Annotated in this window: 13 protein-coding genes and 1 pseudogene; 12 read left to right on the forward strand and 2 right to left on the reverse strand. The window is 69.2% G+C overall.

Annotated elements, in window-relative coordinates; genetic code table 11:
• The first annotated feature begins 47 nt into the window (after window positions 1-47).
• From ACZ5D2_RS25915 to ACZ5D2_RS25935, 5 genes are all read left to right on the forward strand, one after another.
• The gene (locus ACZ5D2_RS25915; RefSeq protein ID WP_267884277.1) at window positions 48-398 is read left to right on the forward strand and encodes a TadE family protein; all 351 of its coding nucleotides are present in this window, start codon (window positions 48-50) and stop codon (window positions 396-398) included.
• The gene (locus tag ACZ5D2_RS25920; RefSeq protein WP_468932421.1) at window positions 395-859 is read left to right on the forward strand and encodes a TadE/TadG family type IV pilus assembly protein; all 465 of its coding nucleotides are present in this window, start codon (window positions 395-397) and stop codon (window positions 857-859) included. The genes ACZ5D2_RS25915 and ACZ5D2_RS25920 overlap by 4 nt, the downstream gene beginning before the upstream one ends.
• Before the next feature lie 4 nt (window positions 860-863).
• Complete coding sequence (locus tag ACZ5D2_RS25925; RefSeq protein WP_468932424.1) at window positions 864-1,361, forward strand: pilus assembly protein TadG-related protein; 498 nt, start codon at window positions 864-866, stop codon at window positions 1,359-1,361.
• 32 nt (window positions 1,362-1,393) lie between these two features.
• Window positions 1,394-4,852, forward strand: coding sequence for a hypothetical protein (locus ACZ5D2_RS25930; RefSeq protein WP_468932427.1), 3,459 nt, complete (start codon window positions 1,394-1,396; stop codon window positions 4,850-4,852).
• 141 nt (window positions 4,853-4,993) lie between these two features.
• Entirely contained in the window at window positions 4,994-5,611 is a 618-nt protein-coding gene (locus ACZ5D2_RS25935) for a hypothetical protein (protein ID WP_468932430.1), read from the forward strand.
• 118 nt (window positions 5,612-5,729) lie between these two features.
• Here the strand turns inward: ACZ5D2_RS25935 and ACZ5D2_RS25940 are convergent, their stop codons facing one another.
• The gene (locus ACZ5D2_RS25940) at window positions 5,730-6,164 is read right to left on the reverse strand and encodes a hypothetical protein (RefSeq protein ID WP_468932433.1); all 435 of its coding nucleotides are present in this window, start codon (window positions 6,162-6,164) and stop codon (window positions 5,730-5,732) included.
• 358 nt (window positions 6,165-6,522) lie between these two features.
• Between ACZ5D2_RS25940 and ACZ5D2_RS25945 the strand changes: the two genes are divergently transcribed.
• The 7 genes and pseudogenes from ACZ5D2_RS25945 (at window position 6,523) to ACZ5D2_RS25975 (ending at window position 14,421) form a co-directional block, all read left to right on the forward strand.
• On the forward strand, window positions 6,523-7,284 hold the full coding sequence (locus ACZ5D2_RS25945; RefSeq protein WP_468932435.1) for a GntR family transcriptional regulator: 762 nt from the start codon (window positions 6,523-6,525) through the stop codon (window positions 7,282-7,284).
• Between the two features lie 384 nt (window positions 7,285-7,668).
• A pseudogene (locus tag ACZ5D2_RS25950) lies at window positions 7,669-7,794 on the forward strand (helix-turn-helix domain-containing protein); the annotation flags it as partial.
• 774 nt (window positions 7,795-8,568) lie between these two features.
• The gene (locus tag ACZ5D2_RS25955; protein ID WP_468932505.1) at window positions 8,569-9,084 is read left to right on the forward strand and encodes a hypothetical protein; all 516 of its coding nucleotides are present in this window, start codon (window positions 8,569-8,571) and stop codon (window positions 9,082-9,084) included.
• A 396-nt stretch (window positions 9,085-9,480) separates the two neighbouring features.
• Complete coding sequence (locus ACZ5D2_RS25960; RefSeq protein ID WP_468932438.1) at window positions 9,481-9,720, forward strand: hypothetical protein; 240 nt, start codon at window positions 9,481-9,483, stop codon at window positions 9,718-9,720.
• Between the two features lie 76 nt (window positions 9,721-9,796).
• On the forward strand, window positions 9,797-10,516 hold the full coding sequence (locus ACZ5D2_RS25965; protein ID WP_468932440.1) for an HNH endonuclease family protein: 720 nt from the start codon (window positions 9,797-9,799) through the stop codon (window positions 10,514-10,516).
• 419 nt (window positions 10,517-10,935) lie between these two features.
• A complete protein-coding gene (locus ACZ5D2_RS25970; RefSeq protein ID WP_468932443.1) occupies window positions 10,936-11,064 on the forward strand; it encodes a hypothetical protein in 129 nt (42 codons plus the stop codon).
• A 1,035-nt stretch (window positions 11,065-12,099) separates the two neighbouring features.
• Window positions 12,100-14,421 (forward strand): tetratricopeptide repeat protein, encoded by a 2,322-nt coding sequence (locus ACZ5D2_RS25975; protein ID WP_468932446.1) that lies wholly within the window; start codon window positions 12,100-12,102, stop codon window positions 14,419-14,421.
• A 158-nt stretch (window positions 14,422-14,579) separates the two neighbouring features.
• Here ACZ5D2_RS25975 and ACZ5D2_RS25980 read toward each other — a convergent pair whose 3' ends face one another.
• Window positions 14,580-14,975: a hypothetical protein gene (locus ACZ5D2_RS25980; protein WP_468932449.1), complete on the reverse strand. Its 396-nt coding sequence runs from the start codon at window positions 14,973-14,975 to the stop codon at window positions 14,580-14,582.
• Window positions 14,976-15,200 lie beyond the last annotated feature (225 nt).

The raw sequence follows: 15,200 nt of genomic DNA on the forward strand, positions 1-15,200 counted from the left end.
GGTCCGAAGACCAGCTCTGTCGCCCCTGGGACAGGGGGGAGGCATCGATCCAGATGGCGATCGTGTTCCCGTTCGTCATCCTGGTCACTGTCGCGGTAGTCCAGGCGGCCATGTGGTTCTTTGCCCGGAACATCGCGCTCACCGCCGCCCGTGAAGGGGTCGCCGCGGCCCGCACCTACCAGGCTCCGGAAGGAGCAGGCGCGGCTCGGGCCCGGGAAACCCTGGGCCGGATCGCTGGCGACAGCCTTGGGCAGGCCTCCGTCAGCACCTCGGGCAGCAGCGCCACCGAGGTCCGCGTCACCGTCACCGGACAAGCCCCCTCCCTGATCCCGGGCTTGTCCGGGCTGAGCGTGTCCCAGTCGGCCGGTGCCCCACGCGAACGGTGGACCACCCCATGACCCCCACCCCCACCAGGTGGAGTCGCCTGGGAGTACGGCTGCGCGAGGACCGGGGCAGCGAGTCCATCGCGGCCGCGATCGTCACCCCGCTGCTGCTGATGATGCTGTGCCTGGCCATCGCGGGCGGCCGCATCGTCACCTCCGGCGCGAAGATCGACGCTGCCGCCGAGGACGCCGCCCGCGCCGCCTCCATCTCTCGCACCTACTCCGGCGCCCAAGTCGAAGCATCCGGAGCCGCCGTGCGCTCCCTCGCCGACCAGGGCATCCACTGCGCCTCGACCCACACCAGCGTCGACGCCTCCGGCCTGGCCGTCCCGCTCGGCAATGTCGGGACCGTGACGGTCACCATCTCCTGCACCGTGCCCCTGTCCGACCTGCTGATCCCCGGCATCCCCGGGTCCAAGACACTGACCAGCACTTTCACCTCGGTAGTGGACGCCTACCGCTCCCGGGAGGGATAACCACATGCCCGCACCGGACCCCGCCACCGCCTCGCCCGCCCCCGGCCTGTCCCCTGCGCCCGCCGCACCGCGGCGGGTACGGCGGAGCCTGCGCGACGACGAAGGCGGCATTGCGATCTATACCGCGATCGTCACCGTGGCTCTGCTGGGCATCATCGGACTGGCCTTCGACGGCAGCGGGAAACTCCGCGCCACCGAACGCGCCGACGCCATCGCCATGGAGGCCGCCCGCGCCGCAGGGCAGGCCATCGACCCCGCCACCGCCATCACCGGCGGGCAGGTCCGCGCCGACCCCGCGGCCGCCCAGGCCGCAGCCCAGGCCTACCTCGCACGCGCCGGCACCCACGGCAGCACCGCCCTGTCCGGAGACGGAACCAAGCTCACCGTGACCGTCCACGACACCTACGCCACGAAATTCCTCGCGGTCGCCGGGATCGGGTCCATGAACGTGACCGGCCACGGCACCGCCCGCCTCCTGCACGGCATCGCCCAACCCCAGTAGCCCGCTACCACACGCGCACGAAGGACCCGCTCATGAGCCAGCCCACCCCCGGCCGCACCTCCCGGCCCCGCCTTGGGCGCGGGGGCGCCCAGACGGCGGCCGCCCTCGTACGCGGCCTGCTCTCCCTGACCGTCCTCACGGCTCTGCTGGCCAGCCTCCCGATCCTGCTGTGGTGGGCAACCGCCCAGGTCGGGCCGCCCGGCATCACTGCCCTGGCGAACCTGCTGACCACCGACGACTCCGGGCAGGTGTTCCTGCTGCTCCTGGCCGTCACAGGATGGATCAGCTGGGCCCAGTTCGCCCTCGCGGTCCTGCTGGAGATCCCCGCGCAGCTGCGCGGGCGCAGCGCCCCGCAGATCCGGGGCCTGGTGGGACAGCGGGCTGCCGCGGCACTGGTCGGCGCTGTCCTGCTGGCCCTGCCCGCCGGAACCGCCCTCGCCGCCCCCACCTCCCCGGCCGCAGCCGCGCCGGTGAGTGTGAGCGCTACCGCCGTACCCGGCCCGGATACGGCCGCCAGCGCCCGTGCGAATACGGGAGCAGTCCAGGAGGCCGGGACAGGGTTGGTGACGCACACGGTGCGGGATGTACGGCCGGCCGAGAGCCTGTGGTCGATCGCCGAAACCACCCTCGGTGATGCCCAGCGGTGGGAGGAAATCGCCGCCCTCAACGAGGGCCACTCCATGACTGACGGCGCGGTCTTCCGTGCCGACCAGCCAATCCAGCCCGGATGGGTGCTCACCCTCCCCAGCAACGCGCACCCTGCCCCGAGCGCGGGACTCAAAACCCAGGCCGGGCGCGGCAACGCCGCCGAAGCGCTGAGCGGGCAGGCGCAGTACAGCGTCCGCGAGGGAGACAGCCTCTCCTTCATCTCGCGCGTGCAGCTGGGCGACGCCGACCGGTACCCGGAAATCTTCGAGCAGAACAAGGGCACTCCCCTGCCGGACGGCGCCAGGACGTTCACCGACCCGAACCTGATCTACCCCGGGCAGCAGCTCACCCTCCCCGCCGCCTCCACCCCCAGCCCCAGCCCCAGCCCCAGCCCCGGGACGATGCCCCCGTCGCAAGCCCGGCCCGGCAACGACACCACCACACCCGCGGCGAAGCCTTCGCCCGCCGCCCCAGCCCCAGCCGCCCCCACGGAGAAGCCCTCCCCCACCCCGCCGGCGGCGGCCTCGAAGCCCACCCCCGCCCCGACCGCAACCCCTGTGCCGTCGAGCCCGACGGCCCCGGCCGCCGTATCGCCCTCGCCGTCCGCGTCCACCGCCCAGTCGGCGCCAGCCGCGACCACGCCCGCAGCCCAGGTCCCGAAGCAGAGCACCCCGCCAGCCGCAAACAGCCCAGCCGCCTCCCCGCCCCAGGCCTCGCCGGCAGTAAGCACCCCACAGGTCCTGGCCGCCGCGAACGGCGTCAACTGGGCACTGATCGCCGGGATCGGCACCCTGCTGGCCGCCTCACTCGCCGGAGCGCTCGGCGTGCGGCGGATCCTGCAACAGCGGGCCCGGCGCGCGGGCGAGACCATCGCCCAGGACAACGACCCCACCACCGTCGAACAGGTCCTGCACGCCGTCGCCGAACCCGCGGGCGTCGAACTCCTCGACCACGTGTTGCGCGCCCTCGCCCACTACGCCGCCAACGACAACGAGAGCAGCAACAGCAACAAGGCACTGCCAGCGCTGCGCGGGGCGCGCCTCGCCGCCAACGGGATCACGCTGCTGTTGGACGAACCCACCGATCCGATCGCTCCGTTCACCGCCGGCTCTGACACCCGCACCTGGGTACTCGACGAGCAGGCCGTGCTCCCGGGCGCCGACGATCTCGCCGACGTCCACGCCCCCTACCCGGGGCTGGTCACGCTCGGCGCCGACGGCGACGGTCTTGTCCTGGCCGACCTCACCACCTGCCGCGTCCTGCTGCTGAACGGCGACGCCGACGAGGTCCTCGAAGTGGCCCGTGCCCTCGCCCTGGAACTGGGCACGAGCAGGTGGACCGACTATGCCGAGATCCTGACCGCCGGCCTCGGCAGCCGACTGTCCGGACTCCTCCCGCAGGGCCGCATCCGCACCATGGCCCACCTTCCGGCCGTCGCCGCCGACCTCGGCGAACTCCTGCTCGAAGCCCACCAGTCAGGAGAGCAGGTTCTGCCCTGGCTGATGATCGGCGCCGGAGACCACAGCGAGAAAGACGTCGACCTCCTCGCCGACGCCCTCGCCTCAGCCCGCCCCCTGACGACCGCCGTGGTGCTGCCCGCGAGCCCAGAGGCCCGCCGTGCGTTCCCTCACGCGGAGATCCTCGACGTCGCCCGCGACCAGGACACCGTCCTGGCCCCGCTGGAGATGCCGGTGCGACTCCAGCGCGTCAGCGACGAGCAATACCGGCAGTACGTCCACGCCCTCCAAGTCTCCGTCCAGGAGGCCAAGCCGGCAGCCGGGGGGTGGGAATTCACCGAGAGCCACCAGCAGCCGGCCGCCTCCGGCATGCCCCTGGCCGTGCGGATCACCAGCGAGGCAGCCCAGGACCCGGGCAACCCCTTCCCCGCACTCCTCGCCGGACTCAACCCCACCCCCACCAGCCCCGCCACCCAGGCCCCCGAAGCAGGCGCCGACACCACGCAGGAACACGACAGCGGCCGGACTCCGGCCACACGAGCCGCCGGGCAGGCCCCGCTCCCCCACCAGGCCAACGGCAGCCAACCCGCCCCGGCCCCGAAGGCCAGCCCCACCGGCACCAGCCCCGTGGAGCGCACGGTCCGCATCGACATGCTCGGCGCGCTGCGCATCACCGGCGGAACCGGATCCGCGCACGCGCCCCGCACCACCGCCGTCGCAGCACTCATCCACCTCCGCCCCGGACGCAGCGCCGAATACCTGTGCAGGGCAGTAGACCCCGTGAACCCGTGGTCGACCCGCACCCTGCACTCCCGTCTCTCCGAGCTGCGCGCCCAAATCGGCGTCGCCACGGACGGGGCTCCGCTCCTTCCCCGGCCCAAGGACGGCGGATACTCCTTCCACCGGGCGGTCACATCCGACTGGGAAGAGTTCCGTGCCTTGGCGTCGAGCGGTCTCGCGGCCGGCCCGAAGGCCGGGATCGCCGACCTCGAAGCCGCAATGGCCCTCGTACGCGGAAAGCCTTTTGACGGCCGCACCCTGCCGTGGGCCGATGCCGTCATTCAGGAAATGCTGTCCCGGATCACCGACACCGCACACACCCTCGCGTGCTGGCACAGCGACAGCGACACCCCCGACCTCGACGCCGCCCGCCGCACCGTCCTCCAGGCCCTCGATGTCGAAGAAACCTCCGAGGTCCTCTACCGCGACCTCCTGACCATCGACCGGGCCGCCGGCAACACCAGCGCAGTCCGCAAAACGGTCGCCCGAATCCAGCAGATGGCCCGCACCTACGACATCACCCTCGACGACATCACCGAGGACACGATCAATGACGCCCTGTCGACAGCCCCTCTTCACCTCTCCGCTCACCTCACCAACAACTGACGTCACGGCGGGGGTACGCACAAGCCGGTCCGACCCCCGCCCCGTCGGCACCACACCGCGCCGCCGGTCTGTGCTCTCTGGATGCGGCCAGAGGCCGGCCCCGGCTTCGCTCATCTTCCGATCAGACGAAATGGACTGCGCATGAAGAAGGCAACCGCCGGCCTCGCGACGCTCCTGATCCTCACCACCGCGGGCTGCACCAGCAGCGCGCAAAACGGCAAGACCCAGGCCCCGCTGTGGGCACAGGGCCAGCAAAAGCCACAGAACGAAGCAGGCGTCGTCGGCCAGGAAGGACGAAAAGTCGGTGAGACCGTCACCCTCCGGGACGAGGACGGCCACAGGATGCGGGTGACTTTGACCGGCGTCGCCTACCGCGACGCCCTCGCCAAGGACAAGACTCTTCCCCTGACCGGCAAATACGCCCTGGCCGTCGCACTCACCCTGGAGTCCGAGGACGGCGGAACCTTCAAGGGGTACGGGAGAGACAACCTCATCAAGTGGAGTTACGGGCCCGAGATGAACAAGGCCAGCCGCTACTACGACGCTCCATGGGACGGGTGCATCGACTCCTACACCCCGTGGGGAAAGGTAGCGGCAGGCCAGCCCTACCTGGCGATCAGCTCCATGAGCATCTCCAGGCGCGGCGGGAACCTGCTGATCGAGGACTCATACGGAAGCATCGCCCGATGGGACCTTCCTCAAGAAGACACGGGCACCGGCACCGAGCCGGCAACGAAGTACGCCACCACCGACTGCTGACCCTCCGCCTCGGACCCGCACCCCACAGCAGCGCCGATTTCTTTGGAGCGGTCCGGCCCTCACAACAAGCCCGGACCGCCCCGAACCCGAGCCCAGGCAACACCCGCTGCAAGCCGCGTCAGGCGAGCGCTTCGACCGAATGCCTGGCTGCGGCCAGCAGCTCCGCACGGGCCGGACCCTCCCCCGCCGGCGGCCGGGTCACCCACTCCTGGCGCACCTCGGCAACCGCCGCGCACACCGCGCGCACCTCACCGGCAACACCATCACCCAAGGCGGACCGCTCAGGTCCCGTCACCAGCACCGGCCCATAAAAGCCATAAGGGATCTCCACCCCACGCCAATGCGAAGCCAGCACCCAGGCAGCGAGGTTCACAGGGAGGCCCTCGGCCGCCCCATTGCCGTGCACATGAAGGTGCGCCTGCCGGTGGTAGACCGCCCGGTCAGCAGGGCCACCCACCGCCCCCCTCACCTGAGCCCCGCGCGCCACTTCGTCATCAGGCCACGGCAGCACAACGAGCGCACCATCCACATCGATCCGCAGGACGAACTCCACGCTGCCCCTCCAAGTCACCCCGGCACAAGAGGCCTGCCACCGGCCACAGGTGACGGCTCGCCGCCCATGCTGGCCCAGGGCTGGATCACCGCCCCTCCAAGTCACCAGGATTGACACCAACGGGTGACGTTTCGTGTGGCGGCGAGGCGCGCGGGAAGCCCGGGGCAGGACCGGTGAGCAGTGCGAGGGTGGTCTGAACTTGCCTGTGCGCACAAGGAAGGTCCTGACTGGCCCTGCTGACGCAAGCGCCCACAGGGGCCCTTCTTGAGTGTTTGCCTGGCTCGGGCATTGTCTACCCCTCCCTGAACAACCATGGTTGTTGTGGTGTACTGGCTGCATCAGGTGACAGGAGGTACACATGCCGTTGCAGCAATGGCGCGAGCTGGCCGACCGCTTGGCGGAGCGCATCGAGTCGGGCGAGTTTCCGCCCGGGTCGAAGATGCCGACCACCAAGGAGCTGATGGCCGAGGGTGAATCGAAGCCATCCATTGAGCGGGCATACCGGGAACTTGTCGACCGGGGTCTCGTTGTCCGCAAGCCGCGCGTCGGGACGGTTGTCCGCAGCCGCTCGCGCGTGCGAATCCCGTTGAGCCGCTATGGTGCCGTTCTGCAGCCGGGCGGAGACAAGGGGCCCTGGGAGACGGCAACGGCCGCGGTCGGGCTGGGCGGGAGCATCGCGGCCGTGTCAGTAGAGCGCCTTCCCGCTCCGGACACGATCGCCGTGCTGCTCGGGCTGGAGCCCGGAGCTCCTTTGGTCCGCCGCAGCCGGCACGCCCTGATCGACGAAGATGTCGTACAGGTCCAGGAGGCCTTCTATCCAGCCGAACTGGCTGACGCCACCGGGCTGGGTGACCCGGGCCGAATCCCCGGTGGCGTGCTCAGGGCCATGACCGCATCGGGGCTGGCACCTGAAACCGCCAGCGAGACCGTTACGGCACGACTGCCCACAAAGGCCGAGGCATCAGAGCTCAACATCGGCGCACGCGTGCCGGTCCTGTGCATTGAGCGAGTGGTGCACGACCGTGACGGCCGCGCCCTTGAGGCACTTCGGACAGTAGGAGCCGCCGACCGTCTGGAGCTGCACTACGGGAACCTGCCCATGACCGGCGGAATCCCTTAGCCGCCACCGCGCCTCACCGGTGACTCACCAGCTGCGCCGAAGCCCAGCTGTGATCCCGCACAGGGTACGCCGGCGATCAGAGCGGTGATCTTGGCCTCGTTCTGTAGGGCATGCCGAATCACCCAAACCACACGGGCCCCGCCACAAGTGGCGAGGCCCGCAGGTCCCCGCACAGGCCTGGACCGCCTGCGAGGGGAAGAGCACCCAGCTGCATGAACCGAGAGGTGCGCTCAGCCATGAGCTTATGCGGATCCATCCCCAGGCCGCCACACGCCCCCTCCCACAAGACCGGCACCCCCACCCCGAAGACGGTGGTGCACCATGGCACTTGAGCCAATCCTGTGGGCCCTGCACGACAGCCCGGTCAACAGCACGATCGACCGGATGCTGCTCGCCGGCCTGGCAGAGAAAGCAGACCCGGACGGCACCAACGCCTTCCCCTCACGGCGGACGCTGGCCCGGATCGCGCTCTGCGACGTCAAGACGGTACAGCGGCGCCTGGCCGCCCTCACCGAACGCGGCGTCATCACCCTGGGAAACCAGGAAGCCGCCCGGTACATCCCGGCACACGCCCGCCCCAAGGTCTACGACCTGCAGATCCCCGCATCCTGGTACGGCCCGCAACGGCTGGCACGGGTGAACGAGGACCGGGCACACCGAGGCCTGCCCCCACTGACACATGGCTCCCGCCCCCCGCTGTCTCCCGCCCCGCCCCGCACAGAACGCAGCGACAAAGGCAAGCCACGACACCCGGCAGGGGACTCTCAGTCCCCTCCCCCACAACATGCTGAACCGGACGCCAGGGGGGACTCCCAGTCCCGGGGCAGGGGGGACTGCCAGTACCCGGAGGGGGGACTGCCAGTCCCCCAACCCTCTCCTTTAACCCTCCCCTCTCAAGAAACCCCTGCAGCGCCTGCGGCGCGAAGCGCCGATGACGCCCGCAGGGCTACTACAGGTAGTAGCGCGCATGCCACCGGCGGCTGCGCCGCGCCCACAGGCGCCAAGGCGCCCGCACCCCCAGCCAGGCCGAAGCGGAAGGACCGCGAGCAGGTCCCGGCCGGACAGGCCGAGGCGGTCAAAGCGGTAGAAGCAGGATGGCCACGAGAGCTGGCCCCTCTACTGCCGCCCCACCGTCCAGCCGTACTGCATGAGGCGATCCTGCAAGCCCTGGACCAAGGACGGACCCCCCAACAGCTGACCGAACGGATCGGGCAGCGATGGTGGGCCCACGGCTACGCCCGCGCCCTCGCCGAAGGGCAACTGGCCTCCCCCGTAGGAGCCGCAGTGGCACTCGTGCGCCCGTCCACAGACTGCCCCGACCCCATGTGCGAGGACGGCATCACCCTGCACCTGGGACACCCATGCCCCAAGTGCACCGAACGCCGGGCCGACCGGCGCCACGGCCGAGTACCCGTGCAGCGCAGCAACGGCCCCACGCTCCAGTGGTGGGAATGCCAGGGCAACGACTGCTCAGCGGCCGGCAGAGGACGACAGCCCGAAGACGGCCTGTGCCAGCACTGCCAAGCCCGGGAAGAACACAAGAAGATCCAGAACGCAACGGCACACCTGCTGGCCGAAACCCAGACAGCCCAGGAAGCAGAACGGCTACGGCACTCAATCCGATGGGAGCGCATGCTCAACGACGCCTACACCCAGCACGCCGAATACACCCGAACAGAACAAGACCAGGAAGAAACCAAACAACGCGCCGCCGCCACAGCCACAGAAACACACCGGCTGCGCCAGCAAATCCTGCGCCAACACCCCGAACTCGCCCCCTACACCCAGCACCAGCCATGACCAGCCCCACCCACAACACATCCATGACCAGCAGGGCGGGCATGCCCGGCACGGGCAGGTGCTCCGAGCTCCGGACACCGTCCCGTCCCGCAAGGGACCAAGAGATTACGGCCGAGCTGGAGACCGGCAGCCCACGTACCCAAGAGGAGGCCACCGCACATCCCCTGGCCAAGGTCCCCGAGACCACGAAGAGACCCTCGCCACGAACACTCGCCGGGGCCTCACCGCGGCCAAGATCGCAGAGACCACCCACACCCATGAGGTCGTCGCGGCCGAATCGGCAGCACGGGGCGCCGCAGTACCACCTCCTCCGGCACGTGGCGCTCCTGAAGGCTCAAAGGTGTGGTCCCTGGCGCTGGCCGAAACTTGAGGCTCGCTTGCGCAATTCGTCCGGTCATGAGCGACGAGAGCGTGATCACGATCGAGATCCGGGGCTACGAGAAGGCCGTGCTCGAAGCAGCGCACCGGATCTCGGCCTTGTTTCTGTCCAGCGGACCGTGCCAGCTCCGGCGCACGCCCGGAGAGGAGAAGGTCCAGGTCCAGGTCCTCGTCCACGCGGACATCAGCCGGGGTGCCGGAGACAGCGGCTACCTCGACCCTGACGAGGCGGAGAGCGCAGGCTCGTTTCTGCAGTGAATCCGGTCACCCGCACGGGTGAGTTGTCTTCCACGTCCCTGGTTGGGCAGGGGAACGGCCCGATAGACCCGCCGGTATGATCAAGAACCTGATGTTTCGCGGTCTGCCCGCACTCGCCCTCTGCGCCCTCCCTATCCTCGCAGCTCCGACTGCCCACTCGGCTACCGCCGAGACAGCACCACTGGCCGCGACCGGAGTGACCGGCCCAGCCGGGGTGCGGGCGCCACTGCCGCTCTTCGAGGCGATCGACCGGCTCCCTGTGGCCGCCGAGCACCGCGACGGCTACAAGCGGGACCTGTACAAGCACTGGAACCGTGGCCTGAACGCGACGGACGGCTGCGACACCCGCAAGGAAGTCATCCTCTCCGAAGCCGTAACGGCGCCGCAGGTCGCGGCTGGCTGCAAGCTGACCAGCGGATCCTGGCTCAGCGCCTACGACAATGTCGTTGTCTCCGACGCAGCCCGCCTAGACGTAGACCACTTCGTCCCGCTCGCCGAGGTCTACGACTCCGAACGAGCTCCGTGGTCGGCGGCGCGGCGGGAGGCGTACGCCAACGACCAGGCTTCCCCGGACACGCTGATCGCGGTCTCCGCCGCCTCTAACCGCAGCAAGGCCGACAAGGATCCGGCGGAGTGGCTGCCGTCGGACGACTCCTACCACTGCACGTACGCTGCTTCCTGGGTCGGCACGAAGCTGCGCTGGGACCTGGCCGTCGATGAAAGCGAACGCCATGCCCTCCTCGGACTCGCCGAGGACTGCCCCACCACCACCGTCGTTTACGAATCAGCTCCATAACCCGTTTGGCCTCCGGGGCACCGTGTCCACGCAGCTTGCGCGCCTGCCGTGTCCGGCACATCAGTACGAAACCCATGCTGCAGTGGGGTGGGTGAAGCCCAGCGCCGCAGGCAAGCCCTCCCAGCCCAACCCCAGGCACCCACGCGTGTGCGGGCCGAGGGCACACCCGGAACTTGTCGACCGGAGTTCGCGGCACGGCACGAGTCTGGCACCGGGCCTCCTCACGGGGGACCGTCCCGGTGCCGAGGCCGACGTCGAGCTCACCTCAGACGGCTGGTGTCAGCGGGAACTGGTAGACAGCAGGGCTGTGAGGAATGCTCCCTGGCCCCCTGCCTGTTCCCCCCTCCGGCCCGCCCGCGAGGCAGAGACGGAGTGAACACACGCCGGAGGTGGAGCGGCTCCTCGCCCAGGAGCTCGCGATGGCCGAGATGTTCTTGAGCGAGGGACGCCAGGAGTTTCCGGTCGACGGAGACTACGACGCATGGTGCCTGGCGCAGAAGCGCCGGCTCGCCGAAGTCTGGCATGGCTTTGTAGGTCAGTCGCGCTGACCTGCAAAGCCATGAGGTGAAGGTCAAGGCAGCCGAGTTCTCCAAAGGCGGGCAGAACGTTCGCGACATCGAGCTCAGTCGGCTACTTGGGGCGGACATCCACCTCATGGCCGCCACCGACATCATCGGCGACGACCTTCAGCGCGAGGCACGCGAGCTGTACGAGCGCGACGGGCTCGATCTCTTTGTCCTCCGCGAACCCCAGCTCCGCCCCGGTCTCGCGGAGCAGCGTAGTGCCCGGAAACGGCGGAGGGCAGCCGCAGCAGCCAGCACACCCGGGCCGCGCCGGGGAGGCTCCAAGACCTCCTCCACTCCTGTCCCGGGACCAAGGACGTGAGGGGCGGAGGCATGCGCCTGGTGCAGAACTTGAAGACAGGTCCGTCGGAGTTGAGGCCGGTCGGGCGGTGAGCGTCTAGCCTGCGAACAGGGGCAAGAAGGCGCCGTCGCTTTGTACGGCGGCAAGAGGATTCAGGGGCGGACAATGGCGGGATTTTCGGTGGGTACGCGGTGGGCTGTGCGGGGAGCGGTGGTGGTCTCCGCTGTCGTCGCGGTGGGTCTGCTGTCGGTCCTGGTCGTGGCCGATCTTGATACGAGTGACAAGGTAGCCAGCATCGTAGGTGCCGTTCTCGCGGGTGCGGGGCTGGTGGTCGCGGTGCTCTCACTCCTGCGGGACAGCGCTCCAGCGGTCGGGCGGGAGGTGCGGGCCGGGCAGGGTGGTGTGGCCGTAGGAGGGAACGTCACGGGCAGCGCGCTGGGCGCGAACTCTCACGTGATCATGCAGCCGCGCGTGGCGGGGGCACCGGGTGGAACCAGTCCGGTTGCTCCTGTGCAAGGGAATGGGAGTGTGGTAGCGGATCCGGGTGGGATTGCGGCGGGGGGCGATATCAGCGGTAGCGCTCTCGGCGATGGCAGCCAAGTTCAATGACACCAATGTGGTCGCGGAAAGGGCGCAAGAGAGTGCCTGCCGAGGAGGGCGGTGAGACTCCTCTCGCCGGTTCTCCTAGGGAGGCTGGTGAACAGCCGTCGCCTGACCGGGTGGCTCCGCTCGGATCGGTCGTCGCAGGCCAATATGGGGTTGCGGCCGGGGGCGACATCAACGGGAGCGCCTTGGGGGCTGGCAGCTCCGTTGTCCATGTTCATCTTCCTCCTGCGGCAGCGGTGGTGTCGTGGCCGCTGGTGGTGGGGGCGCCGCCGCTGCTCGCTTCCTCTTTCCAGCCCCGTCCTGTGCTGCGGGCGCTCATCGACAAGGCGCGGTGTGCGGGGGACGACGTGGTGCTCGCGCAGGTCTTGTCCGGGGGCGGGGGTGTGGGCAAGTCCCAGCTCGCCGCCTCCTATGCCCGTGAGGCGACCCGAGGTGGCATCGATCTCGTCCTGTGGGTGAGCGCGTCGGATGTCCAGCAGGTCATCGCCCTGTACGCCCACACGGCGCAGCTCGTCCAGGCCCCCGGCGCCCTGGGCGCAGACACTGAGGCCGATGCGCGGGCGTTCCTCGGGTGGCTTGCGACGACCTCGCGCAGGTGGCTGGTCGTCCTGGACGATGTCATCGATCCGGCGAAGCTCGCGCCGTGGTGGCCCGCGGCGCATTCCGCGGAGGGGTGGGTTCTGGCCACCAGCCGTCTGAAGGATGGCCGGCTGACGGGCCAGGGCCGCCGGAAGGTCGACATCGACGTCTACTCTCGTGCCGAGGCGGTGGCCTATGTAGAGGACCGGCTCGCGGCTGACGCTGTTGCGCACCTCCTCGACGGCTCGCAAGAGCGGCTCGCGGAGGAGCTGGGGTTTCTTCCCCTCGCGCTCGGGCACGCGGTCGCTTACCTGATCAGCCAGCAGATGACCTGCGCCGACTACCTCGTGCTGCTCCAGGACCGGGAGCGGAGCCTGGCTGAGATACTGCCTGCCTGGGCGGATACCGAGAATTATGGTCGCCAGGTCACTGCTGCTCTGCTGCTCTCCCTTGCTGCGGCCGAGGCCGCATCGCCTGGCGGGCTTGCGCTACCGGTACTTCGCCTTGCCGCACTCCTCGACCCCGCCGGACACCCGGACGCCCTCTGGGAGAGCTCCCCGGTACTGAGTTATCTCGGCGGGCTCGACGAGGACAACCATGGGTTATCGGTTCCGGTTTCCGAAGTTCAGGTGCGTCAGAGCCTTCTGACTCTGCACCGCTACGCGCTCATCACCTACGACTCAAAGAGCACCGGCCAAGAGGTCCGCATCCATGCCCTGACTGCCCGCGCAGTCCAGGAGAACACCCCCCACGCCTTGCAGTACCACCTTGCGCGGACCGCTGCTGACGCTCTTCTCGCCATCTGGCCCGACGGGCTAGGCCTAGGGCGCGAGATCTCCGCAGTTCTGCGCGCCAACGCCGTTGCGCTCGTCCGTCACGGCGGCCAGCATCTTTGGGAAGGCGGGCCCCACAAGTTGCTTTTCCATGCCGGCAGAAGCATGGTCTCCAGCGGTCTGTTCCAGTCCGCGCTCGCCCACTGGACGGAGCTGCTCACCGTCACCGAGGAGACGCTCGGACCGGAGCACGCCGACACGCTCGATGCGCGCACCGCCCTTGCTTCCACGTACGACCTTCTCGGCCACTACGACAAGGCCCAGCTGCTGGGGGAACAGAATCTCGCTGAACGTATCCGCCTGTACGGTCCCAATCACGCCAGCACCCACACAGCGCGTGCCTACCTCGCTGCTACTTACAGCCACCTCGGCGACTACGGCACCGCCCTCAGACTGGAGGAGCAGGTCTTGGCCGCGCGCATCCGCCTCCTCGGCGCCGACCACCCCGAGGCCCATTGGGCCCGTGCCAACCTTGCGGTCACCTACAACCAGCTCGGCCGGCACCACGAGGCCCTTCCGCTGTGCGAAGAGGTTCTCGTCGCACGCTTCCGGACCCTCAAAGACGATGACCCTGATACCCACCTGGCACGCAGCAACCTTGCCGCCACCTACAGAAACCTCGGGCGCCACGACGACGCACTCCCACTGTGCGAACAGGTCCTGACCGATTACATCCGCACTTTCGGCGCGGACCATCCCGACACACACCTCGCACGAGCCAACCTCGCCGGGACCTATCGCCATCTCGGCCGCCACCATGACGCCCTACTACTGGAAGAACAGGTCCTGGCGGCACGTATCCGTCTCCTCGGCGACGACCACCCCGAGACGCATCGGGCCCGCGCCAACCTCGCTGCCACATACAACGACCTCAGCCGGCACAATGACGCCCTGCCACTGGCCGAGCAAGTCCTCGCCGCGCGTGTGCGCCTCCTCGGAGACGATCACCCCCACACCGCCCGCGCCCGAGCCATCCTCGCCACCACCCACCGATTCCTCGGCCCTCCCGACCCGGAGGCGTAGGGCACCGCACCCATATGCATGCACTCCTGGGCTGCCCTCCACGGGGCACGTCACCATTCCCCCCAAGCCCGCATAACCGCCCCACGGCCCTGACCACCGCACGTCCGGTGATGGCCACACAGGCGGGGGCGCTTAGCCGAAACTGTCGCTGTGCCAGATCACGTCTGCTGGTTCCCATCGCCAGTGATCGCCTCACCAATGGATCCGCCAGCGGCAACTCCCCGCTCACCGGGCACGCCGGGCGCCATTGTGGTGGTGCTCGGGCCGGGACCTGCGGCCGAGGCCTGCGGTTGGGCCGCAATGCCCCGCTGACGGTTGTTGTCACCGGTTACCGCGCGCCCGATGCTGTCGCCGGCTTGCACCGAACGAGCGCCCGCGCCGCCAACGCCAGTAGGCCGGCTCAATGTGTACACGAATCCGACCAGGGAAATGGCACTGATCACGGCCCCGATGATGCTGGCCACACGGTCAGCTGTGTCCAGGTCCACCAGCACAACCACCAGGATCAAGCCCACGACCGCAGCCGCGGATACCGCCGCGACCGCGATGCACATGCATCGCATTACTCCTGAAACAGCCATCGGTCTACTCCTCACGCACCGCACCCGGACACCGCACTTGAACGATACGGTCCCCGGGCCGATGCATTCCGAGGATGTGAGCCGGCGCCAACGCCATGCGTGGGGCGAGCGAACTCGCTCCGACCACGGCGACGCGGCGCAAGTGAGGTGGACCCCCGGAACCATCCCGCACGACCATCTCATGCCCTACCTGTCGCG

It is taken from the genome of Streptomyces sp. NPDC031479 (assembly GCF_055581065.1).